The organism is Sphingobacterium sp. KH_072 (assembly GCF_057837975.1).
Map to the genome: position 1 here is coordinate 3,674,458 of NZ_CM174457.1, position 26,297 is coordinate 3,700,754.

Genomic DNA, 26,297 nt, shown 5'->3' on the forward strand with positions numbered 1-26,297 from the left:
GCAAAAAACAGCTAAACAATAGTTTCTCTTACCTTACGCTGTTTCAAATTTAGCAGGATGTTATTTCATAAACCGTGCTCCTTCGCTTAATGTTCCTTCTGCAAGAATCCTACTTTTCGCTCTACATCAAAGAGCCCTGACAAGAAATGTTCGATATTTTCATTAGCGGCTTCAGAATCGTAAACCATCCTTAATTCCGTGTCGAAAACTAGAATTCTGGGGACTGCTTTCACGTCGAATGCTAATGGTAAGCGACCTCGAACAGCATCTCCCTCACAGACTTGTGACCACACCATCCCCAAATCACTGGATACGCTTTTACACAGCTCGACATCTGTATCTAGCGATACAGATATCACGCGGAGTTGATTGGCATACTTATTATTGATATCCACCAACTTGGGCATTTGTTCTATACAAGGACCGCACCAAGTCGCCCAAAAATCTAGAATCAAATACTTCCCTTTTAATTCTTCTGTTCTGATACGATTTCCATCAAAGTCAACCGTCTCGAAGATGGGCAAATTGACTTTAAAATCAGGGTTCAAAAGATCAATTCTGTGGGCAACGATCAATCCGTATTTGGAATTCCTGACATTCTCGGACAAAGATTCGAAGCATTTTTTCACTGATGTATAATCAGCATATTTGTTTTCCCAGTCAGTATCTGCCGTGTGAATATACCAATCCAAGGCTCTGAGAGCAAGGATAGATGTTGGGTATTTGTGAACAAAATTTAGAATCGAGGAGAAATCCATTTTCTCTACGTCCCAAAACTCACCGTAGATTTTATTTTCGTTTCCTTCCGATTTAACCCAATTTAGATGTAACTCCTTCGCATTTCCTTTTATATCTATATTGCCTGGTTCCAAAATAAAGATCCGATAGGTTTCAGTTACGTCCGGTATTTCTATGGAGTAAAAATTTGGAATATCAACTTCACCCACAAATTGGTATCGACCATCAACAATCTTGCAAGAATCGACTATAACTTTATTGCCTACCAACCTGTAAAAAAAGCCAATATCTACTAGATAAGCGGTAACGCCATCAGGAGCACCAACGGCTTCTCCGTGGATATGGAAGTTATCCGTGGTTTTCGACATAGTGAAATTAACATATAAGAACAGGCAGGATGTTAATATTATTCTTAAAAAATTCATGAGGGTAGGTTTCATAATGATTTAATGCTTATTTTCAAAATGAATGAATATCGCGCAATCTCCAGAATGACGCGTTCATCTACTTCACCCTGCTGATCGGTCACCGCAGCAGAGCCAAATTTAACAACCAGTATAGGCTTCTTCATAACGGTAGTAAATTAGAATTTATTTCTTGTTCACGCAAGTCTGTTAAGTTATGTTAATCATCCATTTCACAGAATAATAATTCCCTAATTTTAACACTGTTAAACTACCTTATTATGAATTATAACAAATGGAATAACCTCACGGGATGGCTATGTGGCATACTGGCTACGCTAGTTTACATACTCACCGCAGATCGTACCACGAGCTGGTGGGATACTGGCGAATTTATCGCTTCTGCTTACAAGCTGCAGATTGTACATCAGCCCGGTGCGCCGCTCTTCCTCATGATTCAAAATATCTTTAGCAATCTTGCCGGCGGCGATGTGACGCGTGTAGCATTTTGGATGAATGTTGGCTCGGCCGTATGTAGTGGTTTTACCATTGTATTCCTTTGTTGGACTATTACGGCATTGGTGCGCAAAGTGTTAGTTAAGCGTGGCATCGAGCCAAACGGCACACAACTTTTGCAAATTATCAGCGCTGGCGCTATTGGCGCGTTAGCTTATGCATTTACCGACACTTTTTGGTATTCCGCAGTCGAGTCTGAGGTATATGCGATGTCTTCGCTATGCACCGCAGTCGTGCTGTGGTTAGCCGTAAAATGGATGCATCGCGCCGATCAACCCGATGCTAACCGATGGCTGCTACTGATCGCTTATGTGATGGGTTTATCGATCGGTGTACACTTGCTCAATCTGCTCACCATTCCTGCCATCGCTTTATTGGTTTATTATCAGCTATCGCCAAAAGTACATTGGAAAGGCGTTTTAAAAACCTTGCTGATCGGTGTAGGTGTACTTGGGTTTATTCTTTGGGGCATCATTCAATATACCGTGAAGCTTGCCGCGTATGTAGATCTTGCTTTTGTGAATAGCTTCCATCTACCTTTTGCTAGTGGGATTGCCTTTTTCGTACTTCTCCTATTGGCTGGCTTGATATACGGATTGGTCATCACCAATCAACATAATAAACCGATCTGGAATATTGCGATCCTAGCGACCTGCTTTGTACTATTCGGTTACAGCTCCTACACTTTTTTGCCCATACGGGCGCAAACAGAAATTGCATTGAATAATAACAATCCTGACGATGTATTTTCTTTATATGGCTACATTACGCGAGAGCAATATCCGTCCGAACCGTTGTTGAAAGGCCCTACGTTCAATGCGAATCCCATTGATGTCAACGAACAAACATTCTACAGGAAAGATCCATCAAAATACACAGAAATTTCATCGAGCAAATCTTATGTCTACGATCAAGAAATGTTGTTTCCACGCGTGTGGAGTGAGCGACATGCTGCATACTATCAAAACTATTTAGGTTTGAGCGACGGGCAAACGCCTACTCAAGCCAACAATCTCAGTTTCTTCTTAGGATACCAACTGAATCACATGTATTGGCGGTATTTCATGTGGAATTTTGTCGGCAGACAAAATGATACGCCTAATCCATTAGTTTCTTCCTTCAATGGGAATTGGTTATCTGGCATCAAAGCGATTGATAATGTGCGTTTAGGTGGCCAGCAAACCCTGGATCCTATTTTTACAAAAGATCCATCGCGCAATACGTATTTCTTTTTACCGCTGTTGATTGGTATAGCAGGACTGATCTGGCATTTCCGAAAAAGTAAACGCGATGCGTTAGTTATTGCCTTGCTGTTCTTCTTTACCGGCATCGCCATTGTATTGTACCTCAATCAATCTCCATTGCAACCACGCGAACGCGATTACGCGTATGCAGGTTCATTTTATATGTTTTCCATCTGGATTGGGATGGGCGTTTTGGCCATTACAGAAGTTTTGCGCCAGCGCATGGCGCTGCGTTTAGCAACGGGCTCCGCCGTCATGATCGCTTTGATGGCGGCACCAACCTTATTGATTTTAGAGAATTGGGACGATCACGATCGATCTGATCGCACCATGGCGAAGCATATGGCGTACAATTATCTAGAATCTTGCGCCCCAAATGCCATTCTATTCACTTATACGGATAATGATACTTTCCCATTATGGTATTTGCAAGAAGTAGAACAGGTACGTCGCGATGTGCGCGTCGTCAATATTGGCTACTTACAATCAGATTGGTATTTGGAACAATTGATGCAGGATCAGGCCGATTTGAAAGCGTTGCCGATACACTTTGAGCAGCAAAAAATCGCAAAGGGCGTGCGTGAAGTATTGCATTTTGTCGATATGCAGATCCACGGAAATGTCGATGTCAGCACCTTGCTAGACATTATGCTTTCAGACAATCCGAACAATCAGGTAAAGCTGCAAAATGGAAAGTATGCGAACGTATTGCCCACTAAAAACTTTCAACTAAACGTGGATAGAGAAGCAGTGATCGCCCATCAAGTTGTTCCCAAAACGTGGGAAGATAGCATTCCAGAAAAGCTAGAATGGACTTACAACAAAAATTACGTATCGCGCGCCGAGCTGGGCTTGATGTCTTTGTTGGTGAATAATAATTGGGAACGTCCGGTTTATTTCTTCTCCAGAATGCCAGAAGAACATACGATGGGACTAAACAAATACTTGGTATCAGAAGGCTTAGTAAATCGGCTGATGCCGGTAGAGCGTGGTCAACCTGTAGAGCAGCCTACTTTAGTCAATATGGATACGCTGTACAAGAATATCACGCAGAAACTGCAATGGGGAAATCTGAATCGTTTAGCTCATTTGGACACCGACTCGCGCTATATCTATGAGAATTTCTTGTATCCAGATGTGCTGCACTTGGCTTTACAGGAATTGCGGCAGCAAGATGAACTGGATAAAGCAGGTCGCGTAGCAGCCATTGCTTACCAAGAACGGCCTTTGCAGGTAAACAATCTCACTCAAGTGTATCAAAATACCTTGGTGATCGATACCTTGTATAAAACGAAACAATCGGACGAAGCAAATACGATGTTGCAGCAAAACCTCGCGTTTCTAGCCGCAGATATGGATTATAAAGCAGCGGTGTATGCCGATAAGCAAGAATTGGATGTGCGCAACATTCGGCTAGGGATGACAACTTTAGCGATGTATACCGAGATGCTGCAGGAAGAAAAATATCCAGCTTTACTCGCCGAGGTGCAAGCGCTAGATCAGAAATATCATCAGATTTTTGGACAATAAATAATAAGAGCGGATCGTGATGATCCGCTCTTATTATTCTTATCCTTTTTTCACTTCCTTAGCCCAAGAATCACGCAGCGTTACCGTGCGGTTAAAGACTAGGTGCGATGGCGTAGATTTGGTATCGAGTGTATAATATCCCATCCGGATAAATTGATACCCTCTTCCCGGTTCAGCATTCGCCAGATCAGGCTCTACATACGCTTGTTCTACAATTTGCAAACTATCTGGGTTGATCGATGCACGAAAATCTTCTGCCGCAGCAGGATTTTCGTCTTGGAACAAACGATCGTATAAACGTACTTCTACCGTTTTGGCATGTGGTACGGAGACCCAATGAATCGTTCCTTTGACTTTCAGACCCGAAGTATCTTCTCCAGATTTAGAATTCGGCAAATAGTTTACGTGTACTTCTGTTACTTTCCCAGATTCGTCTTTCACGAAATCATGGCATTCTACAATGTAAGCATGTTTTAGGCGAACCGATAAACCGGGACCTAATCGAAAGAATTTCTTCGGTGCATCTTCCATAAAGTCTTCGCGCTCGATCCACAACTCACGAGAGAATGGGATATCGCGTGAGCCTTCTCCACCTTCAACTTCTGGATTATTCTCACCGACTAATATCTCTTCTTTTCCTTCAGGATAGTTCGTAATAACCAATTTGATCGGATCGATCACGGCCATACGTCTCCAAGCGGTTTTATTTAGATCCTCGCGAATACAGAATTCTAACAAACCTACGTCAATCATATTCTCCCGTTTCTGCACACCGATGCGCTCGCAGAAGTTGCGAATACTCGCTGGTGTGTAACCACGACGACGCAATCCAGATATGGTTGGCATGCGCGGATCATCCCAACTTTCTACCAGACCTTCGTTTACCAGTTGCAGCAGCTTGCGCTTGCTCATGACGGTATAATTTAGGTTCAGACGTGAAAACTCGTATTGTTTAGATGGGAAAACCTCTAACTTATTAATCAACCAATCGTACAGTGGACGATGTGGAATAAACTCTAATGTACAGATAGAATGGGTGATTTTCTCAATCGCATCCGACTGTCCATGGGCAAAATCGTACATGGGATAGATCTTCCACTTATCACCCGTGCGGTGATGATTTGAATGCTTGATTCTATATAATAATGGATCACGCAGGTGCATGTTTGAGTTGGCCAAATCGATTTTAGCGCGCAAAACTTTTGCACCATCCGGATATACGCCGTTGCGCATTTCTTGAAACAATTGCAAATTCTCCTCGATCGAACGATCGCGGTATGGTGTTGGTACGCCCGGTTCTGTTGGCGTTCCTTTCGCTGCCGCAATTTCTTCGGCAGTACTATCATCTACATAAGCCAATCCTTGACGAATCAACTCAACCGCAAATTCGTATAATTGATCGAAATAATCGGAAGTGTACAATTCATTTGCCCATTGGAAACCCAACCACTGAATATCACGTTTGATGCTCTCTACATATTCCACATCCTCGGTAACGGGATTGGTGTCATCAAAACGTAGATTGGTCTGTCCATTATATCTGTTGGCTATAGAAAAGTTTAAACAGATCGATTTGGCGTGGCCAATATGAAGATAACCGTTAGGCTCTGGTGGAAAGCGTGTCAATACACGACCATCATTTTTGCCTTCGCTCAAATCCTTGGCTACAATTTCTTCAATAAAATTCAGTGATTTTTCTTCCTCTAACATGCTGCAAATTTAGGGATTTCCACGGTATAATTGCTATAGTGATGAAACGAAATCAGTACAGGGATTATCCCAAGAATAACAGTATATTTTGAAGAAATGCCGATTAATCGTGACCTTTATTTTTCATCCATAAAATTAGAATGAAGTATCCAATTTTCGTACTGACCTTTCTTTTTCTGCCCATAATACTATTTGGCCAGCGCAAACCCCGACCGACACTTTTGGTATATGGAAATGGTGTGGAAGCTTATGCGGCAGCATTGCAAGGCGCACTATCCAATGTTCCCACGCTTTGGGTGATGAATGGAAATCTGCAGGACATGATAAATGCGGAGGAAAGTTGGCAACTTTCCAATAATCACCGCTTGGATGGCGGCATCTGGATGAAGCTGTTGATGGAGATGGCCGATCATAAAAGCCCTAACGACAGCGTGGCCACCGCAGCCAAACAGCGTATTTCCGGTGATGAATTATGGGTCGCGGCGAATCAACTCGTACAAAAACTACCGCAATTAACTGTTGTAGAAAATGCCTCGATCAACAAGATCGCATTGGGCAAAAAAGGCTGGCATGTGCAATTAAACAATCGCAAACGGTATACCTTTAGATCTGCTGTGGATGCGTCGACAGACCAAGAACTAGTCAGAATCGTGCCAGAACAGGATCGCTGGCGACGCCGCGAAGCTACGCCAAGCAACTTATCCTATTTACAACGTGCTCGTACTATTTTGGCCGTTGGTGAAGATCACAACTCGATACACACACTTACGGCTGCTGAATTACTTACACCTGTAAAGAATAATTTCTTCTCCCTGCAATCATTAAGCCCTTTCGCACCATCTGCTGAAAATGTGCCGCTACGCATGCACTATGCACAAGCCATCGGAGCAGCTGCAGGTTATACCGCATTTTTTGAGGTTGGTGCAGACCAGATCGACGTACGCAAATTACAGTCTGAGCTATTGACTTACAAAAGTCGGTTGTTACCTTCGATCGATGTTGCCAGCGAACATCCTCATTTCGCCAGTTGGCAAAAAATCTATTTAACTGGATTGTTCCCTCTGGAAAAAAATCACTTTGCGCCACAAAAAGAGGTGCTTTATGCTGAAATCAGAACGGTGCTCCATGAGCTTTATTCCCGTAGTCAACTTTGGTTTATGGATCGCAATGGCGATGAACTCTTATGGAAAGATGCGATAGAGTTAGTTAAGTTTTTGGGCATTCGTGGGCAAGAGGTCAATAGACAAATTGCCGCAGAGTGGACTAATAAATTTCAATTCGACACGATCTACGATCTTGATCGCCCTATTACACGGGGCGAGTTTTCGCTGATATTAGATCAGTTTGCCGACCCTTACCGAGTTTCGGTTACGCACACCGGCGAAATTAGGCGATAAAAAAGCGGCCTATCGGCCGCTTTATCTTATATACTTAGACTACGAAAAGCCTATTGATAGGCAAATACGTTACCTAAATCATCGTTAGAGTCGAATGTACATTCTTGATCCACCAACGCACCACTTCCGATGTTTACCACCATGCCGTGCACTGCTAAATCTTGTCCATTTTTCCATGCATTTTGCACGATGGAAGTAGTACATAGGTTAAAGACCTGCTCTTTTACATTGAGCTCTACCAAGCGATCCACCCGTTTTTCTTCGTCCTGAATGCTATCAATCTCTTCTGAGTGTAAACGATATACGTCTTTGATATGGCACAACCAGTTGTCGATAATACCGAATTGTTTGCGGCTCAACGAAGCTGCTACACCACCACAGCCATAGTGTCCGGCTACGATAATATGTTTAATTTTCAATACGTTTACAGCATAGTCTAAGACCGAAAGCATACTCATATCAGAGTGCACACACATGTTCGCAATGTTACGATGTACGAATACTTCACCAGGTTTGCGGCCAGTGATTTCATTAGCAGGCACGCGGCTATCTGCACAGCCAATCCATAGAATCTCTGGACTTTGTCCTTTTGCTAATTGCTGGAATCGACCTGATTCATCTTTGCTTACAAAATCTACCCAGTCCTTATTTCCTTGCAAAATTTCATTGAAGCTTTTCTCTAAAGCTTGATTTACCATAATATTTGATTTTATTGATATCTGTATTTTATGTTGATTATCACTCCTTGCTTCACCAGACAGATTCACCTGCCTCTCCACAGCACATTATCTAGCAAAATTGTCGCCAAAGATGGTACAAGTATAAGAGTAGATGGCTGTCTTAAACAAAATTAACAAAATTTATATCCCACGTGATATTGTTTTATCTTTGGCACTTCACTTGAAGATGAAGTTATCAAAATAATAGAAACACCTCATGAACAAACCTACACTAGTAGTACTTGCAGCAGGAATGGCTAGCCGATATGGATCACTAAAACAGGTCGACGGCTTTGGGCCGCATAGAGAAACGATCATAGATTATTCTATATATGACGCCATTCGAGCAGGTTTCAGGAAAGTTGTATTCGTGATCCGCGAGGAGTTCGAAGAGGTCATGCGCAACACGTTTGATGAAAAGCTGCAAGGCAAAATCGAGGTGGCTTATGCTTTTCAAAATTTTGACCTTCGCCGTTTCGGCATTGATCGCGACATTGATCGTACAAAACCTTGGGGTACGGCTCACGCCGTGATGTCGGCCAAGGATCAAGTCCAAGAAAACTTCTGTGTGATCAACGCGGATGATTTTTATGGTTTTGATGCATTTGATAAAATGGCGCAATTCCTGACGAAGGACGTTTCGGACAGCAACATGGCATTGATGGGTTTCCAGTTAGGAAATACCATGTCTGATTATGGCTACGTTTCTCGCGGTGTGTGTGAAGTGGATGCCGAAGGCAATATGCAATCGGTCACGGAGCGTACCAATATTTTTTACGTGAAGGGCGAGGATGATAAGACTAAGATTGTATTCGAAGACGCAGGCGTACAGCACGAACTTCCATTCGACACGCGCGTATCGATGAATTTCTGGGGCTTCACGCCACATATCTTCACCGTGCTTCAGGACTTATTCCCAGATTTTGTCGCGCAAAATGCAGACAATCCAAAGTCTGAGTTTTTTATCCCGACGATCCCAGATTATATGGTGAAAAACGACCTAGCCGATTTTAAAGTGATTCCGACCTCATCCAAATGGTTTGGCGTGACGTACAAAGAAGACAAGCCGATCGTACAGGAAAGCATTTCCGAATTGATCAAAAACGGCACATACCCCGCCAAGTTATTCTAAGCGGATTAGTATTTATATTTACTGTTCCACTTTTCGCGCAGCGAATGCCTTACTTTATCCTCGGCCGCATTGTGGCCGGGGTCATATAACTTGGTTCCCGACAACTCATTCGGCATAAATTCTTGATCTACAAAATTGCCCGGAAATGCGTGCGCATATTGATATTCCGTTCCGTAATCCAATTCTTTCATCAGTTTGGTAGGCGCATTTCGCAGATGAAGCGGCACAGATAAATCGCCTGTGCGCTTTACTAAAGCCTGCGCTTGATTAATCGCTTCGTACGATGCATTGCTCTTCGCAGAACTTGCCAGATAAGTCACCGTTTGAGATAAGATGATTCTGGACTCCGGCCAACCAATCACATTGACGGCCTGAAAACAATTATTGGCCAACAACAAGGCATTCGGATTGGCATTACCAATATCTTCGGAAGCCAAAATCAACAAGCGCCTTGCAATAAATTTAGGGTCTTCGCCTCCGGCAATCATTCGCGCCAGCCAATATACCGCCGCATTCGGATCGCTCCCGCGAATAGATTTGATAAAAGCAGAAATGATATCGTAGTGCTGCTCACCCGTCTTATCATAACGCGCCATATTTTGCTGCACCTGCTTCAGCACAAAATCATTGTCAATAACTGCCTTTTGCTGATGCGCGGCCTGCGCAACCAATTCCAACACATTCAGCAAACGGCGCGCATCTCCGCCCGACAAGCGCAATAAGGCTTCGTATTCTTTGATCTCCAACTGTTGCTCGCGCAGTGTCTCGTCGGAGGTAAGTGCATGTTGGATAATAGAAACCAATTGCTCTTCTGAAAGCGATTCCAGCACATAAACCTGACAGCGAGATAAGAGTGCGCTGATGACTTCAAAGGAGGGATTTTCGGTAGTCGCGCCAATCAAGGTAACCAAACCTTTCTCCACAGCGCCTAACAAAGAGTCTTGTTGAGATTTGGAAAAACGATGGATCTCATCGATAAACAAGATGGGTTGCTCTTGGTTGAATTGGAAAAGCTGACGCGCTTTTTCGATGACCTCGCGCACCTCTTTTACACCAGCTTGGATAGCACTTAGACTAAAAAATGGTCGGTCAATTTCTTTCGCAAACAACAGCGCTAAAGTAGTTTTGCCCACACCCGGAGGCCCCCACAAAATCATGGAAGGGATATTTTTTTGATGAATTGCGTTGTAAAGCACCGCTCCTTCGCCGACAATATGACTTTGCCCAATGTAGTCGGAAAGTTTCTTGGGTCGCATTCGCTCTGCTAAAGGTATCTTCGTTGCCATCTTCTCTTCCTGTGTTTTTAGTCTTACTTACGCCTGCCTAAGTTAATAGATTTCATCCAGATTCCGTTTTCTGTTTCTCGTGAAAAGAACATTAACTTACTCAATACTTTTGTATCTTAGCTTAGAACGATGAAGCACATACAGAAGATATTTGTCACGATAGGTTCGCTTTGCATCCTATTCGGAGCACAGGCTCAATCGGCGAAGCCGGCAGTAGAATCAAATCCAAAGTACAATCCCGCATTTGATGGAATTGGGCCAAAGGTCTATTTCGTGCCTCCTCCACGCACCGAAAATGAAATTTTAATCGATGATTACGCCGAGAAAAAGTTTTTTCAAGACTCTATCGAGCGCGCTATGCAATTTCAGGATATGTTGGCCGAATTTCGGTTTACCAGCAAAAGGTATTTAGTACAGCAATACTATCAGCAGCTTCCAACTACTAGCGAAGAATGGAACAAGGCCATCAATCAGGAAACTTCGTTGGGCAACACGGCACTTGCAGCAGCTTTGATGAACGAATATGCTTGGCTATCGCTTAATAAACATTATTTACCGCAGACCGTCGGTTTGCTTATCGGCGCAGTAGACTTGGAGAATGGCGGCATCCTAGAAGACGATTTTTCGGCTTTGCAACGTAATCTGGCTGATGTGTATCTGTACAATCGCAATTACAGCGAAGCAGCGGCTTTGCAAGAACGCTTGCTGGCGAAGTTGGGTAGAAACAGTTCTTTGGTAGAACAAGCACACGCTTGGACGAGAATCGCATTAGTACAAGCGTATCTAAAAGATTATAAGCTGGCCGAAAACTCGATCATTCGCAAAGCCATCCCATTATACAATCGCGCCAAGGATCGGCAAAGTAAAGTACTGGCTTGGCAGCTACTAGCGACTATTTACCAAATGCACGACAAACATACGGAAGCGCAATGGTTCTTAATTCAGGCGCGTGATCTGGCCGCAGCTAGCAACTTCCGCCGCGAGCTGGGAATGATCGAGTACATGCTCGCGTCATCTAAGCTTGAGCAAAAAAATTATAAAGTTGCTTTAGTCGAATTTGCCAGAGCCGAGCAATTGGCCGTGGAGGAAGAAGATCCTTTGCTTCAGTTGGCTATCCACGATAAAAAAGGGGAAGCGCATATTGCCTTATCTCAGTTCAAAGAAGCTAAAGAGGAGTTGAAGCAGTACTGGAAATTGCGCGAACAACTTTTTTAGGTTTTTAGATCTCCGCGTCGTACCTCCTCGCGAGGACGAAATTTCCTTCCGCCTTTGCGAAGCCGAGGAACGAGGCTGTGGCAATCTTTAAACTATGCATGGCAACTACTATAAAGCGGCCTAGATACATATTAGGTGTGTTTTTAAGATTGGTTTCCTTCGGATCTACCTTCGGCGGCCTTATGCTTCCTCGCAATAACGTTGCCTTTCGAAAGATTACTGTACTACGGAGCTTTCCTTGGCGATTGTCGTGCCTCCTCGCAAAAACGACATTTCCCATCCTTATCAAACAAAAAAATGGCAGCAAGCTATTGCTCACTACCATTTCTATCAATCCAAATCCTTTTCGGAATAAATTACTATTTCTTATTCAATCGGATATAATCCGTCATCACGGTCAAACTCTCATCTAAGATAAAGTCGAACTCATGCTGCGGCTGCGGTTTTCCTTCTTCCCACAATGGCAGACCAAGGTATTTTAGCTGTTGGTTGATGCGTGTACGATTATCTTTTTTGAATTTGTCTCGCTCAGCCTTTAATTTGGTTTCATTCAAGCTCACTTTCGGGATAGAATCCTCCTCGTTGAACTTTTTGATATCTTCCAATAAGAAACCATAAGCAGGCGATTTCTCTATCCGCTTTTGGTGTTTTTCATTCAATGATTTATTGATGGTATTCAAATCTGCTACCGGCTTGAACGGCGCTGCTTTGATAGAATCCCAAGGTAATGCTGCCGGTTCCGAGCTTTCGCCAAATTTATCGGCAGAAAACTGAGAAGGGAATGATACATCCGCTTCTACACCACGATGCTGCGTGCTGCTTCCACTCACGCGGTAGTACATACCCATAGTCACATTGATTTGACCAAACTCTGGTGCACCTGCCGGAATGTTTTCATTTTTATTGCTCTCGCTCGCATCTGATGCTTTGAGCAATAGACGACTTGTCGTGCTGATAAAGCGTGACATATCCAATGCCGACTGTACCGTACCTTTACCAAAGGTAGTTGAACCCAAGATTACACCGCGACCGTAATCCTGAATCGCTCCAGCAAAGATCTCCGAGGCCGAAGCCGAAAACCGATTCACCATCACACCCAGTGGACCATCCCAAGAAACGCCCGGTTCGCGATCGCTATTAATCTCGACGCGATTCCGCACATCTTTTACTTGTACCACAGGTCCTTGATCGATAAATAAACCAGTCAACTCAATAGCTTCCTGTAAAGATCCACCACCATTGTTTCTCAAATCCAACACAACGGCCTGTACATCTTTTTGTTTCAGTGTATCTAAGATGTAGCGAATATCACGCGTTGCGCTCTTATAGTTTGGATCACGACGACGTAAGGCATCAAAGTCAATGTAGAATTTCGGCAAGCTGATTACGCCTACTTTGTAATTCACACCATCATCGCCTTTCACATCTTTGATCTCATATTTGGCAGAACCCTCGGCCAATACGATTTTATCACGTGTTAGCTCCACGATCTTTGGCTGCGCCGTCAAATCTTGCCCAGCTGGAATTACACGAAGGCGAACCACCGTTCCTTTCGGACCTTTGATCTTGGATACCGCAGCATCCAATCGCCATCCTATAATATCTTCAAAGTCGCCATCGCCTTGTGCTACGCCGATAATGCGGTCGTTTATTTTCAGACGTTTGTCTTTAAAAGCAGGTCCACCAGCGATAATGTCCGTAATCTTAACCGTTTCATTTTCCATCATCAGCTGCGCGCCAATACCTTCCAACGTGTTGGACATGCTTTCGTTGAATGCTTGAGCAAAGAAAGGATTGTAGTACGTAGTATGTGGATCTACCGCATCGGTAAGCGAGCCCATCACCACTTGAAACACTTCGTTAGAATCAATTTTTTTAGCTTGCGAGATCAAGTTTTTGTAGCGAGAACGCAATACTTCTTTATGCTTTTCCATGCTGGTGGTATCACTACCGATCAGCTTCAAGTTCAATAAATCGTACTTTACGCGTTTGCGCCACTGGTCATTTACTTCATCCTGTGTTTTGAACCAACCCAATTTCTCTCGGTTGTTGATATAATCCTCTTCTACCGCAAAGTCATGCTCTGCATCTACTTGAGACAAAGCATATTCCATGCTCTCGATGTAGCGTTTTGCATACTGGTTAAACATGTAGAAGGGAGCAGATAGATCTCCATCTTTAAAATCCTGACTGATGGAGGTGCGAAACTGCTCAAAATCATCTATATCGGATTGTAGCAAGTACACCTTGCCCATATCCACACTGTTCAACAAATTGTCGTACACGATATTGGACAGCGAATCGCCCATCGCCACTTTCTTATAGCTGATGTTTTCCAAAATGTTGGCAACCTCTTTGGCAATAACCTCATGTTGCGCCGACGGCTTTAAGGTTTCTTCTTGATTCAGACTAACTCTAGGTTTCGATCCACAGGCCAACACCGACACTAACACCAACGAAACTAACAACTGTTTAAACATATATATTGTCTGATTTAAATGTATCATTCTAAGAATTAAAATCCGGATCTATTGCATGCTTTCCGCTTCACCAAGATAGTAAACATTTTGCGATGTGTAGATAGATTAGCCTGTAAATTTAAAGAATTATCGACCAAGTAATTCCTTTTTAAGATTTATTAACGAATGGAAACCAGCTTAACGCTACACTATCAAGTGCAGCCAATATGATCTTGCACTAAAAAAGGCTGTTCCTTATGCTGAACAGCCTCCTTAGCAAAATGTTTGCGAACCTCTTGCAGCATTAATAACCTACTCCCGTACGTCTTGGCTGGCGAATGGCCGGCCAAGGATTTGGCTGTCCATTACGTCCTGCTGGCATAACACGCTGCTCGCGATTCACCAATTCTGGTTCTTCAGACGCTTTGTAAGCCATTGTCGCCGTTAGAATGACATTGCTTCGCAAATCATCAAACACCAACTTATCATAGGTATCCAAATTCGTATGCCACGTAATACTAAAATAACCCCAAGAAAGCGAGCTCAACATGAAAGCCGGAACACCCGCAGCCACAAAGGATGCATGATCTGAACCGCCACCACCAGGATTACCCGGAAATGTAGTTTTGATCTCTTTCGTAATCGTATTTGGCACAGCAGATAACCAACGACCAAGGTAATCGTACGAGTGGACAAAGCCAGATCCGTCGATATTCACCACGCGACCGGTACCATTATCCAAATTAAATACCGCTTGGGTTTTTTCGACGATTTCTGGATTATCGATCACGAATGCGCGAGAACCATTCAGGCCTTGCTCTTCGCTACCCCACAATCCAATCAAGATTGTACGCTTAGGATTCGGCAAAATTTTCTTTAATACGCGAGCTACTTCCATCATCGTAACGGTACCTGTACCATTATCTGTCGCGCCAGAACCACCTTCCCACGAATCCAAATGCGCCGAAAGAATCACATATTCATCTGGAAACTCTGTGCCCTTGATTTCTGCAATGGTGTTGAAAGAAGGTACAACTCCTAAAGATTTAGAAGCCGTTTCGACCTTTATTCGTGGTTTGTGCCCACGCTCTGCGAGTCGGTGTAGGATGCCATAATCTTCTAATGAAATATCCAAGGAAGGCACTATCTTGGAACGAGAACCAAAAATCTTATTCGCACCAAATTCCAACGACCAGAAACTAGTCAAGATACCTGCTGCGCCGGCTTCTTCTAAGATCGAGGGCAAAGAATTAGCAGAGAAACCAGTCTTAGCTACATTAGCATTCCAAACCATGGTTAGGGAATCGCGTTGTGATTTCATCTTGGCGATGGACTCTGGCGTGCCATACTCTGCCCAGTTATAATCTGGACGGCCAGTTGGCTGCGGCTGCGATATCATGACATATTTGCCTTTCACCGCAGGCAACCATTTCCTAAAATCCAGCGAATCTTTCCACTGAGGCATCGTAATAACCTCTGCTTCGACGGCTTTTCCATTCGTACTTGGGCTCCACGCTAATTGTGTTCCTGCCAAAGTTTTGACGCGTGGATGCACCATATCGATATGCGATATGCCACGTTCCCAACCATGCCATTCGCCAAATTGTTGTTTTTCAGCCTTTATTCCCCAGCTTTTAAATTTTTCAACCGTCCAGTCGTTCGCCTTCGTCATCTGAGGCGTACCGACGAGACGTGGCCCTACCACATCCAACAGCTCGAATGCTAAATCTTCTATTTGTGAATTTTGATTAGCCTCATTAACAATCTGCTGAATAATCGGATCCGTAATCGTTGATTCTGTCTGTACGCGACCCCGTTGCGCATGACTTGTAGAAATACTTGCAATACATAGCGCTCCGAATAGTGCGTAGGTAGTGTTTTTTCTAAATTTTGACCTCAGAAGGATCTTCATAATAGTGATGTTAAAGGTTAAAAAGAAACGAACTCATGTTTTTATTCATGAGTTCGTTCTAAAATTCGGAAATAGTGACCACAATTAGGTCATTGTGTCCTAATTTTTACAATAATTCTGAACTTAACGCCAGTTTTTATACTGATTGATCAGTCCATTGGTCGAACTATCGTGCGAAGTGACATTATCTTCACTATTTAGCTCTGGCAATATTTGATTTGCTAATTGTTTACCCAATTCTACACCCCATTGATCGAAGGAGAATATGTTCCAGATCACACCTTGCACAAAAATCTTATGTTCATACAACGCGATTAAAGCACCTAAGGTATGTGGCGTAATTTTCTTAATCAAAAATGAGTTACTCGGACGATTTCCTTCAAAGACTTTGAAAGCTTTCAATTTCTCGATTTCTGCTTCTGATTTTCCAGCTTTCTGCAATTCCGCGACAACGATCTCCTCTTCCTTACCATTCATTAGCGCTTCTGTTTGCGCAAAAAAGTTTGATAAAAGAAGCGTATGATGATTCCCCAGCGGATTATGCGATACCGCTGGCGCAATAAAATCACAAGGGATTAATTTAGTGCCCTGATGAATGAGTTGATAAAACGCATGTTGCCCATTCGTGCCCGGCTCGCCCCAGATCATTGGCCCCGTTTCGTAATCCACACGATTACCGTTGCGATCTACATACTTGCCATTGCTTTCCATATCTCCTTGCTGAAAATAAGCGGCAAAGCGATGCAGATACTGATCGTATGGCAGAATAGCGTGGCTTTCTGACTGGAAGAAATTATTGTACCACACGCCTAGCAACGCTAGGATAACCGGGATATTTTCTTCAAAATCTGCTTCTTGGAAATGCTCATCGGTTTCATGTGCGCCGGCCAACAATTCTTCGAAATGATCAAAGCCGATGCTTAATGCAATGGATAAGCCGATTGCTGACCATAAAGAATAACGACCGCCAACCCAGTCCCAAAATGCGAACATATTGTCGGTATCGATCCCAAACTCTGCAACGGAGCTCGCGTTGGTGCTTAATGCGGCAAAATGCTTGGCCACATCATCCTGCGATGCGCCAGCAGCTAAGAACCAGTCTTTCGCAGAATTGGCATTGGCCATCGTTTCTTGCGTGGTGAAGGTCTTTGAAGCGATCAGAAACAAGGTCGTTTCCGGATCTACTTTTTTCAGGACTTCCGCGATGTGCGTACCATCCACATTAGACACAAAATGCGAATTCAACTGTGTCTTGTATGGCTTTAGCGCTTCGGTGACCATGACAGGCCCAAGATCTGAACCACCAATACCAATGTTTACGACGTCGGTGATGGCCTTGCCTGTAATTCCTTTCCAACTGCCGGAATGGATCTGCTCGCAGAATGCTTTCATCTGCGCCAAAACTTCATTTATTTGCGGCATTACATCTTGCCCATCTACCAATACCGGGCTGTTGCTACGATTACGCAATGCGGTGTGCAATACCGGCCGGCCTTCGGTCTCGTTGATGGCTTCGCCAGAAAACATGGCTTTGATAGCCTCATCCAATTTGCATTCTCGCGCGAGTTGGATCAGCAAAGCTTTCGTCTCATCATTAATCCGGTTTTTGGAATAATCCACCAAGATATCTCCGAATTGAACCGAGAATTTCTCGAAGCGATCGGCGTCTTGAGAGAAAAGGTCTTTAATGGTATGTTTATTAATATCTATATAGTGGTCTACAAGATATTTGTAGGAGGCAGTTTCTGTGAAGTTTATTTTTGGCAACATATTTTGGATGCTATTATTATTAAATGCGTTTCGTTAAAGATAGTTGAGATCCTCTGCGTAGAGAAATTATCAACTAATATACCACCCTTATCGTGGAAAGACAAGGTGTTTTTGAGGTTCGTAAAATGAGAGCAAGGCTAGCGTGATCGTCAGCTAGTCTATTTTTAGATTTCTCAGCTTAGCAAATGCCATAAAAACAAGTCCTATAAAGATGTTTAACCAAGAGACTATTGGCAGTCCAAAGATCAAAAAATGATGACTGTTTGACAATAGGCAGCCGCCGATAAAGAATACGCATCCGATGGTTAATAATCGATTGGTCGACTGGTTTTTCTTATAGTGCTTTTCGATGTTTTTTAAATCTTGACTTTGAATCACAAGGGATAGATCACCTTGTTCTAGTTTCTGTGTAATACTACGTAGGTTATGAGGTGCTTGATCGAGCAGATGATAGCTTTCTTGTAGTTTTTTCTTCAATTCGGATTGGATATACTCCAAAGACAATCTTTTTTTGACCATGTCATTAACGTACGGCTTGATCTTCTCCACAATATTCATATCTGGGAGTAGCTCTCGCCCTATTCCTTCCATTAAAACAATGCCTCTCACCAAAAGATAGATATGGTCAGGCATTATGATATTGTTTTTATTCAAAATATTCGAAAATTTGGAGAAAAATACTTTGGTATCGATACTAGCTAGAGCGTTAGCATTTGCCATATCCAAGAGTACTGAAATTTCTCTTTTCAAGTTTTTTTCATTTTCAATTTCGATATGTACGGCCATCTTTTTAATGATGTAGATGATGTTATCTATATCATTAGCGATGAAAGAACTGACAAAATCTTCCAAGAGCAGTTGATCTGATGGAAGCATCGTACCCACAGCGCCCAAGTCCAAAAATGTAATCTGACCTTGCGAATTGACAAGGATATTGCCTGGATGCGGATCGGCATGAAAAAATCCGTGATGAAGAATTTGTGTTAAAAAAGCATCTAATCCTCGATCCACAATGGTTTCCACGCTCAATCCGAGAGATTGTATTTTTTCCCTATCGTTGATCTTAACGCCTGAAATACGAGATATACAAAGCAGATTGTCATTACTGTAGTCTTCGTAGACCTTCATGCACTTGATGTTTTCACTACTTCGAAAATTTTGAGCAAACTGTTGAATATTTTTGGCTTCATGAACAAAAGACACTTCTTCCATCAGTGTTTTTTTGAATGCTTGTAAGATATATTCTAGATTGATCTTGCGAATACTGTCGAAATAATTGGATAAAAAGTGGACAATATCTTTTAGAATTAACAAATCTGAGTCTATTGTTTCCTTGATATGAGGACGTTTCACTTTTAAAATGACTTGATCTCCATTCTTAAGAGAAGCTTCATACACCTGTGCAATGGAAGCTGACGCTATAGGTATAGACTGGACTTCCGTAAAATGCTCGTCCACATTAATTCCTAATTCATTTTCGATATAAGTGTGGATATCTAATTCTTGTGTAGGAACTCGGTCTTGCAGTTTTTTAAGCTCAATGATCAATTCTTCAGGCAGTAAATCCTCCCTTGATGAAAGCGTCTGACCAAACTTTACGAATGTTGGCCCCAATTCTTCAATCGCTAGCCTCATACGCTTATAAGCGGAATTCATTTCGCTTTCTTTAGTGGCTTTGTCCGATGCTGAAGAAGAATTGTACTTCCCCCGCAAATCTTCAAACCCATATTTAGCCAATATTTGAGTCAATTTGACGGTACGTTTGATTTTTAAAGTTTGATTTTTAAATGGAGTTTCCATATTTAGCGACTTTTAACGTTCAGTTAAAGATAATTAATACTTCCTATATCCATCCTCTATTAATCATACCAGAATTGCTGTTTTGATGTAAAATGACATATTTTATTCGGACGATTAAAAGGGAAATCATCTCAGCAATTGTTATTTTTGTAATTATGACAAAAGAACAAATTCAAGACTTGAGGGATCGTGTTACGTCCCTGAGGAGGCATCTTTGACATTGATGTCCGAAAAAAATCTGTAAAAGAAGAAACTGAAATTACTTTGCGCCCCGACTTCTGGGACGATAGCAAAGCGGCCGAAAAGGTGCTTTTGTCCATAAAGAACACCAAAGTATGGACAGATCAATTTGATGAAATGTCTGCCGCCGTAGATGATACGGCAGTAATGTATGACTTTTTCCAGAGTGGTGACGCGAGTGACCAAGAGCTGGATGAGCAGTATCAGGTTGCGTTGGAAAGTGTCGAAGAACTGGAATTTAAAAACATGTTGAGCGCTGAAGAAGATCAGCTGGATGCGATCTTGCAGATTACGGCGGGTGCCGGTGGTACCGAAAGCTGCGATTGGGCAGCGATGCTGATGCGCATGTACATTATGTGGGGCGAAAAACATGGCTGCAAAGTCACGGAGCAAGATTATCAAGCCGGTGATGTGGCTGGTATTAAATCGGTCACGCTACAGTTTACTGGCAATTTCTCGTACGGCTATTTAAAAGGTGAAAATGGCGTTCATCGCTTAGTACGGATATCGCCATTTGACTCCAACGCCAAACGCCATACATCTTTTGCTTCTGTCTATGTGTATCCCTTAGTGGACGACAATATTGAGATCGACGTGAAGGATTCCGAAATCGAATGGGATACGTTCCGTGCTGGCGGTGCTGGTGGGCAGAATGTCAACAAAGTGGAGACAGCGGTGCGTTTGCACCACAAACCTACGGGCATTATTATCAAAAACCAGGAAACGCGCTCGCAATTACAGAATAAAGAGAATGCACTTCGCTTACTGAAATCGCAATTGTACGAAATCGAGATGCGCAAACGCGCCGAAGCAAGTGCAGCAATCGAAGGTTCGAAGAAGAAAATCGAGTGGGGTTCGCAGATCCGCAATTATGTATTGCATCCTTACAAATTGATCAAAGACCTACGCACTAGCGTAGAAACATCCAATACACAAGCGGTATTAGATGGTGATCTGGATGCATTCCTCAAAGCTTACTTAATGGAGTTTGGCGGGTAATAATTACCTCTAATCTTTTATGGGTAATGCCCGAGCTAATCACTCGGGCATTTATTTTATGTCAACGACAAGGTATTCATCGCTTTGGCTTATCTTGTCCTAACTAGAATGGTTTAAATATCTGAAAAATCAGCAATGACGCGCATCATCAAAATAACAGGCATGGTATTAGCCGCAATAACGGGGCTCGTACTTCTATATCTCGCGGCAGCTTATTGTTTGTCAAGAATAGCGGTCAACAAAAATGCGGTGTCAAAAGAAGAAGTGACCATTTATATTCTATCAAACGGGGTGCATACCGACATTGTCGTTCCGGTGAAGTCCGACGAAATGGATTGGAGCAGCTATGTGAAGTTCGACGATACCAAAGGCAAAGATTCCACAGCACAATATGTGGGTTTTGGTTGGGGCGACAAGGGTTTTTATTTGGAAACACCCACTTGGTCAGATCTAAAATTTAGCGTAGCCTTCAATGCGGCATTCGCGCGTGGCTCTTCCGCGATGCATGTGACCTTTCTTCATCCACTTATTGAAAGCGAGAATTGCAAAAGAATACAGATTGGCAAGACTGAATACAAAAAGCTGGTCGACTATATCCAAACGAGTTTTCAGAAAGATGGGAAAGGAAATTTCTTGCTAATTGACACGGATGCGAATTATGGAAGCAATGATGCTTTCTATGAAGCAGTTGGTCGTTACCATATATTTTACACCTGCAATACCTGGACTAACAACGCTTTGAAGGCTTGTGCTCAAAGAGCCAGTTTGTGGACACCATTTGATAAGGGCATTTTTTACCATTATTCGAAATAATTAAGCCTACGACCACGCCGTTTTATTCTTGCTGCTCATTACAATTCTACTGCTTTGAAAGCGCTATCGTCTGTGTGATTCCTAATTCGTTGACGAAGGATACATCGTGTGAAACCACGACTAGTGTACCTTGATAATCGCGGATGGCGTTGGTCAAAATCTCCAAACTATAGAGATCAAGGTTGTTCGTTGGCTCATCCAGCACGAGGATATCGGGCGCTTCTTGACGAATGGCCATCTGGCAAAGCAACAAACGCATGCATTCACCACCACTTAGAACACGACCGGGCTTCGCCCAATCATCCGCATAAAATAAATGCCGAGCCAACAGCGTTTTGACTTCATGCTCTTCCAAGCCATGGATATTGCAAGATTGCGCCTGTCCCAATACGCTATCCGTTGGATTAATCGCACTATAATCTTGATCCAAGTACAGAACGCGACTATCTACTCGATAAATCTGTCCGCTATCGGCCTCCAATTTGCCTAAAAATAGTTTCAACAAAGTCGATTTTCCTGATCCATTCATACCATGAATATGCAGGCGATCGCCACTTACGATGCGAAGGTTAATGCCCTGCTCAGCCCACAGCGGTATATTATGGTAATGCACTTGCAATTGCTTTCCCTCGAATAGCACTTTGCCCGTATGCACGTGTGCTGGATCAAATGCTACTTTGATAGCAAAATTGTCCACGCGATCGGCACGTAACTCTCGGAGCGAACCGTGCAAACGATCGATTTTATCGGCATGCACTTCCTTGGTTTTGGAAGTACTTTGTTCTGCTTTGTTTCTCAGCGTATTCATCATGATACGCGAAACGCCTGCGCGCTCCTGCTTTTGTTGTCCGCGGGCATCGTTGCGTTGTTGCCGTTCGAGTGTTTTTCGTTGCACCAGCTTTGCTTTACGCAACTCCTTTTGCTGCTGTTCGATATTCTGTTGCAATATTTCCGCTTGCGCATCCCGCTGTGCCCGATAATGCGAATAGTTGCCGGTGTAACTGGTTAATATACCCGCTTCCAACTCAATGATGCGCTCCATTTTGTCCAGCAATACACGATCGTGACTAATAATCGCCCAGCAGCTATTGGAGCGTTGCACTTCAGTATAAAGCTGTTCGCGCGCCCAGAAATCCAAGTGATTGGTGGGTTCATCAAGCAATACCAAGTCGGGCGCATAAATGGCTATTCCTGCTAGAAATATTTTGGTTTTCTCGCCACCGCTAAGACGATGCATTTCGGCATCCAAAATATCTGGTGAGAGCTTCCACCGAGTCAATGCTTGTGCGCATTGCTCTTCAATAGTCCAATCATCTTGCAAAACTTCATAATGTTTCTCATCCGCATCACCAGCGAGTATAGCGCGCAAAGCAATGATCTTGGCATCTACGCCCAATGCCTGAGCCACCGTCTGTTGGTCGAATTGTCCGAAATGTTGAGGAACGACGTACACGCTATTGGCCGTACGGATAATCTGGCCTTCCTGTGGCGTGAGTTCTCCAGTAATTAGTCGAAATAGTGTAGATTTGCCTGTGCCGTTTTTGCCAACGAGGCCTATTTTCTGTCGAGAATGTAAGGTAAGATTCGCTGCTGATAGCAGCATACTGCCATTCGGCAGGATATAAGTGATATTCTGTAATTCGAGCATAATTTCTTGTTTACTGGATAAGCCAATACGACGATACATCGCGCATAGTAATAAATCAGTGTCTTGCAGAAATTATGAATTACATCGTGTCTCTTTTTGTGGATAAAGTACAAGATTAGCAAAAATATTTCTAATGGCTTCTATTTCATAAGAAAAACAGCCTTCTGCCTAAGAGAAATACCATCAGCCCCTTTGAAGGAGACTGATGGTAAATTGTAGTAACTATTTGCCCGAATTCAAACTGTTTTCGCCATTCGTGTTGTCCAAACTATACCAATTGATTCGTGCCGAAAACCGCATCAATACCGCCAAAATGAGAAATACACCGATGGTACCGACGATCAAAGAATGATCTTGTAACTGCATCAAGAAATAGATAAATGCATAGAAGCTGGATAATATTGCGCCAAATCCAAGCGCTAATCTCAATCGCTTTGTCAGTAAATGCACGAACGAAGCTATCAACAACACCGTAGCCAAAGCAGCTATTAAATAAGCTAAGTTGAATCCTAGATGTTCGCTAATTGCCAATAACAGGGAGTAGAATAATATTACGGCAACACCGATCAAGACATATTGAATGATATGTATGCGCTGCTTTTTGATAATCTCGGTAAGCACTAAGGCAGCAAAAGTCAGGAAAATCACCAATGCGCCATACTTTGCCACGCGTGTAATTTTCTGATACTCGTTGACCTTGCGTAAAAACTGAATCTGAACCAGATCATTGTTGGCCGCTGGCTCTATGTTTGTGCCTTTGTTGGATGCTGCAGCAGTGCTCTCTGAAGCAGCATACTCTACAGTAGTCGCTGCTTCATAATATTCATCGCCGCTTGCGCTCATCCCAGAATAGATATACATTCGATTTCCATTTGAACCTTGCCATTGCTGTGGAAACTTCCGACTGAAGTTAGGAATACGCCAACTGGCTTTAAATCCTTGATCCGTCACCTCGCGATCTTCGGGCAAAAAGCCGCCATTAAAACTGGGATCTGCCCAGTCACCAGACACTTCGATATTCGTCTGGTTAGCCAATGGAAAAAAATTCAGTGACTTCGCTCCTCGCAACTGCAATTCCATATCAAAGTTCTGCTTCGTACCTTCTCCTGAACTTAATCCAAGATCAGCAACCAGATTTCCGCCAAACAGATTAAAGGAATCATCGGAATTCGTCATGTGAGATTTTGCCCCATTCCATGACAATGCTGGGTACGATAGCAATCCTTTAAAATCAGTAATACCGACGACTAATTTGGCCTCATTCCATTGGATGACACCTCCTTTCGTATCGACTTCTTCCATATTGAGCTGATCGAATGCGCCTTTAATCTTCAATGTTGTATTATACACGACGGATTTGTAGATGCCTCGTTTTAACTCTTCGGGCTGTACAGCACCTTCGATATGAACCTGATTTGGGAGCAGAAATATCCATTCTCTTTCTGTCGAAAATCGCTGTAAGGGTTTATTATCCTTATCAAAAACGGTGTTCTCTGCTCTATAATCTAGCGGTATGGCAATGATTGGACCAGAAACCACCTGTTCACTCCCCCATTTAGCGACGATATCGTCTGTGACTACGTTCTCGCGATATTTGCGCTCGCGAATCAAATCGTCTATCCAATTCAGCGGTATTAATAAAAATAAAACCAACACCAAGATCGTGAACATCTTGAAGATCATCGAATTAATGAATTGTTTAAAAAAGGAAGGCGTACTCGCCTGTACAGGTTGTTGATGATTTGTTTCCATTTCAAATTATTTAAAAGTACTTTGCTTTTCAAAGTTGATGTATAAAAAAAATTATTTTACGTGATTGATCAATTTTTCTAAGGCCGATAAATGCTTTTCAAAAGCAGATTTACCCTTCGCTGTTTTTTTATAGCGGGTATTGGGCTTCCGATCCACAAAGGATTTATAGACTTCAATGTATTGCTCCTTTTCCAAGGCTTTTAGATTAGACGCAAGATTGCCATCAGTAACGTCCAGCAAATCTTTGAGCGAACTGAAATCGTATTCCTCATTCGCCATGAGCACACTCATGATTTGCAGACGAACACGGTTCTCAAAAATCTTGTCATATAATGATAAATCTAAACTCACCTCTCGTATTTATAGTGAACGATCAAGCCATAAATGATGTGCAATACCCCAAATCCCATCGCCCAGAACCAAACTCCATAACCAGGAATCGCTAACGCAAATATCCCCAAAATGACCTCTAATATACCGAGATAACGCACTTCTTTAAATGTATACACACTACCAGATGTGAGTGCAAGGCCATAAAAAATCAGTAATATGGATGCGATCATGCTGTAAGCACCTCTGTTGATCAATACAATAGAAACAATACCGCCTGCCAATAAGGGCACTGCTACAGCAAACAACAGATTCTTACTTGTAATATTCCAAATCGACTGTTTGCTTATTTTCGCTTTGCGTTGAGCCATCAGATAGCCCGTCAGCAAAGCTGCAAACAGCACGATCATGGCAACAATCACCAATTTGACGATAATCGCATCATCTGTGACGTAAAAATCACGATATCCGAACTGGCTCTTAAAACCATACACGGTGATATAGCCATACGCGACTCCAATTAGCGCATAGATCCCGACCAACACTCCAGAAAGTCCACTAATGGAGACAAATTTGGATGATTTCTCCATCAGCTTTCGGATACTTCCGAGTTCTTCTATCAAATGATTGTCTTGCATAAAAGTACTTTGATATTCAAAGTAAAATAAAAGATTTGACATTCT

The 26,297-nt window shown here is 42.8% G+C and carries 19 protein-coding genes; 6 read left to right on the forward strand and 13 right to left on the reverse strand.

Annotated features, from left to right (window positions below):
• Positions 1 to 86 precede the first annotated feature (86 nt).
• Entirely contained in the window at positions 87 to 1,106 is a 1,020-nt protein-coding gene (locus tag AC3IRT_RS16335; protein ID WP_489394268.1) for a thioredoxin-like domain-containing protein, read from the reverse strand.
• 68 nt (positions 1,107 to 1,174) lie between these two features.
• Positions 1,175 to 1,309 (reverse strand): hypothetical protein, encoded by a 135-nt coding sequence (locus AC3IRT_RS16340; protein WP_489394269.1) that lies wholly within the window; start codon positions 1,307 to 1,309, stop codon positions 1,175 to 1,177.
• A gap of 114 nt (positions 1,310 to 1,423) precedes the next feature.
• On the opposite strand from AC3IRT_RS16340, the gene AC3IRT_RS16345 reads away from it, so the two are divergent.
• The gene (locus AC3IRT_RS16345) at positions 1,424 to 4,432 is read left to right on the forward strand and encodes a glycosyltransferase family 117 protein (protein WP_489394270.1); all 3,009 of its coding nucleotides are present in this window, start codon (positions 1,424 to 1,426) and stop codon (positions 4,430 to 4,432) included.
• Between the two features lie 39 nt (positions 4,433 to 4,471).
• Here AC3IRT_RS16345 and AC3IRT_RS16350 read toward each other — a convergent pair whose 3' ends face one another.
• The gene (locus tag AC3IRT_RS16350) at positions 4,472 to 6,142 is read right to left on the reverse strand and encodes a glutamine--tRNA ligase/YqeY domain fusion protein (RefSeq protein WP_489394271.1); all 1,671 of its coding nucleotides are present in this window, start codon (positions 6,140 to 6,142) and stop codon (positions 4,472 to 4,474) included.
• A gap of 140 nt (positions 6,143 to 6,282) precedes the next feature.
• Between AC3IRT_RS16350 and AC3IRT_RS16355 the strand changes: the two genes are divergently transcribed.
• Positions 6,283 to 7,539 (forward strand): hypothetical protein, encoded by a 1,257-nt coding sequence (locus AC3IRT_RS16355; RefSeq protein WP_489394272.1) that lies wholly within the window; start codon positions 6,283 to 6,285, stop codon positions 7,537 to 7,539.
• 50 nt (positions 7,540 to 7,589) lie between these two features.
• On the opposite strand, the gene AC3IRT_RS16360 is transcribed toward AC3IRT_RS16355, so the two are convergent.
• Entirely contained in the window at positions 7,590 to 8,237 is a 648-nt protein-coding gene (locus tag AC3IRT_RS16360) for a carbonic anhydrase (RefSeq protein ID WP_489394273.1), read from the reverse strand.
• A gap of 238 nt (positions 8,238 to 8,475) precedes the next feature.
• Between AC3IRT_RS16360 and AC3IRT_RS16365 the strand changes: the two genes are divergently transcribed.
• Entirely contained in the window at positions 8,476 to 9,390 is a 915-nt protein-coding gene (locus AC3IRT_RS16365) for a nucleotidyltransferase family protein (protein ID WP_489394274.1), read from the forward strand.
• A 5-nt stretch (positions 9,391 to 9,395) separates the two neighbouring features.
• On the opposite strand, the gene AC3IRT_RS16370 is transcribed toward AC3IRT_RS16365, so the two are convergent.
• Entirely contained in the window at positions 9,396 to 10,676 is a 1,281-nt protein-coding gene (locus AC3IRT_RS16370; RefSeq protein ID WP_489394275.1) for a replication-associated recombination protein A, read from the reverse strand.
• A 129-nt stretch (positions 10,677 to 10,805) separates the two neighbouring features.
• Between AC3IRT_RS16370 and AC3IRT_RS16375 the strand changes: the two genes are divergently transcribed.
• Complete coding sequence (locus AC3IRT_RS16375) at positions 10,806 to 11,891, forward strand: tetratricopeptide repeat protein (protein WP_489394276.1); 1,086 nt, start codon at positions 10,806 to 10,808, stop codon at positions 11,889 to 11,891.
• Positions 11,892 to 12,250: 359 nt separating this feature from the next.
• Here the strand turns inward: AC3IRT_RS16375 and AC3IRT_RS16380 are convergent, their stop codons facing one another.
• From AC3IRT_RS16380 to AC3IRT_RS16395, 4 genes are all read right to left on the reverse strand, one after another.
• Positions 12,251 to 14,371, reverse strand: coding sequence for a carboxy terminal-processing peptidase (locus AC3IRT_RS16380; protein WP_489394277.1), 2,121 nt, complete (start codon positions 14,369 to 14,371; stop codon positions 12,251 to 12,253).
• 283 nt (positions 14,372 to 14,654) lie between these two features.
• Entirely contained in the window at positions 14,655 to 16,262 is a 1,608-nt protein-coding gene (locus AC3IRT_RS16385) for a M20/M25/M40 family metallo-hydrolase (protein WP_489394278.1), read from the reverse strand.
• 123 nt (positions 16,263 to 16,385) lie between these two features.
• Entirely contained in the window at positions 16,386 to 18,032 is a 1,647-nt protein-coding gene (gene pgi, locus AC3IRT_RS16390; RefSeq protein WP_489394279.1) for a glucose-6-phosphate isomerase, read from the reverse strand.
• Between the two features lie 153 nt (positions 18,033 to 18,185).
• The gene (locus AC3IRT_RS16395) at positions 18,186 to 19,832 is read right to left on the reverse strand and encodes an ABC1 kinase family protein (protein ID WP_489394280.1); all 1,647 of its coding nucleotides are present in this window, start codon (positions 19,830 to 19,832) and stop codon (positions 18,186 to 18,188) included.
• 155 nt (positions 19,833 to 19,987) lie between these two features.
• Here AC3IRT_RS16395 and prfB point away from each other — a divergent pair.
• A protein-coding gene (prfB, locus tag AC3IRT_RS16400) for a peptide chain release factor 2 (RefSeq protein ID WP_489394281.1) occupies positions 19,988 to 21,071 on the forward strand; the annotation gives its coding sequence in 2 pieces (ribosomal slippage) (positions 19,988 to 20,047 and positions 20,049 to 21,071; 1,083 coding nt in all).
• Positions 21,072 to 21,206: 135 nt separating this feature from the next.
• Positions 21,207 to 21,884, forward strand: a complete 678-nt coding sequence (locus AC3IRT_RS16405; RefSeq protein ID WP_489394282.1) for a TIGR02117 family protein — start codon at positions 21,207 to 21,209, stop codon at positions 21,882 to 21,884.
• A gap of 46 nt (positions 21,885 to 21,930) precedes the next feature.
• Here the strand turns inward: AC3IRT_RS16405 and AC3IRT_RS16410 are convergent, their stop codons facing one another.
• From AC3IRT_RS16410 to AC3IRT_RS16425, 4 genes are all read right to left on the reverse strand, one after another.
• Positions 21,931 to 23,532 (reverse strand): ABC-F family ATP-binding cassette domain-containing protein, encoded by a 1,602-nt coding sequence (locus AC3IRT_RS16410; protein WP_489394283.1) that lies wholly within the window; start codon positions 23,530 to 23,532, stop codon positions 21,931 to 21,933.
• A gap of 222 nt (positions 23,533 to 23,754) precedes the next feature.
• The gene (gene creD / locus AC3IRT_RS16415; protein ID WP_489394284.1) at positions 23,755 to 25,284 is read right to left on the reverse strand and encodes a cell envelope integrity protein CreD; all 1,530 of its coding nucleotides are present in this window, start codon (positions 25,282 to 25,284) and stop codon (positions 23,755 to 23,757) included.
• Between the two features lie 51 nt (positions 25,285 to 25,335).
• A complete protein-coding gene (locus AC3IRT_RS16420) occupies positions 25,336 to 25,635 on the reverse strand; it encodes a winged helix-turn-helix domain-containing protein (protein WP_166336444.1) in 300 nt (99 codons plus the stop codon).
• Positions 25,632 to 26,252: a hypothetical protein gene (locus AC3IRT_RS16425; RefSeq protein WP_489394285.1), complete on the reverse strand. Its 621-nt coding sequence runs from the start codon at positions 26,250 to 26,252 to the stop codon at positions 25,632 to 25,634. The genes AC3IRT_RS16420 and AC3IRT_RS16425 overlap by 4 nt, the downstream gene beginning before the upstream one ends.
• Positions 26,253 to 26,297: the final 45 nt, after the last annotated feature.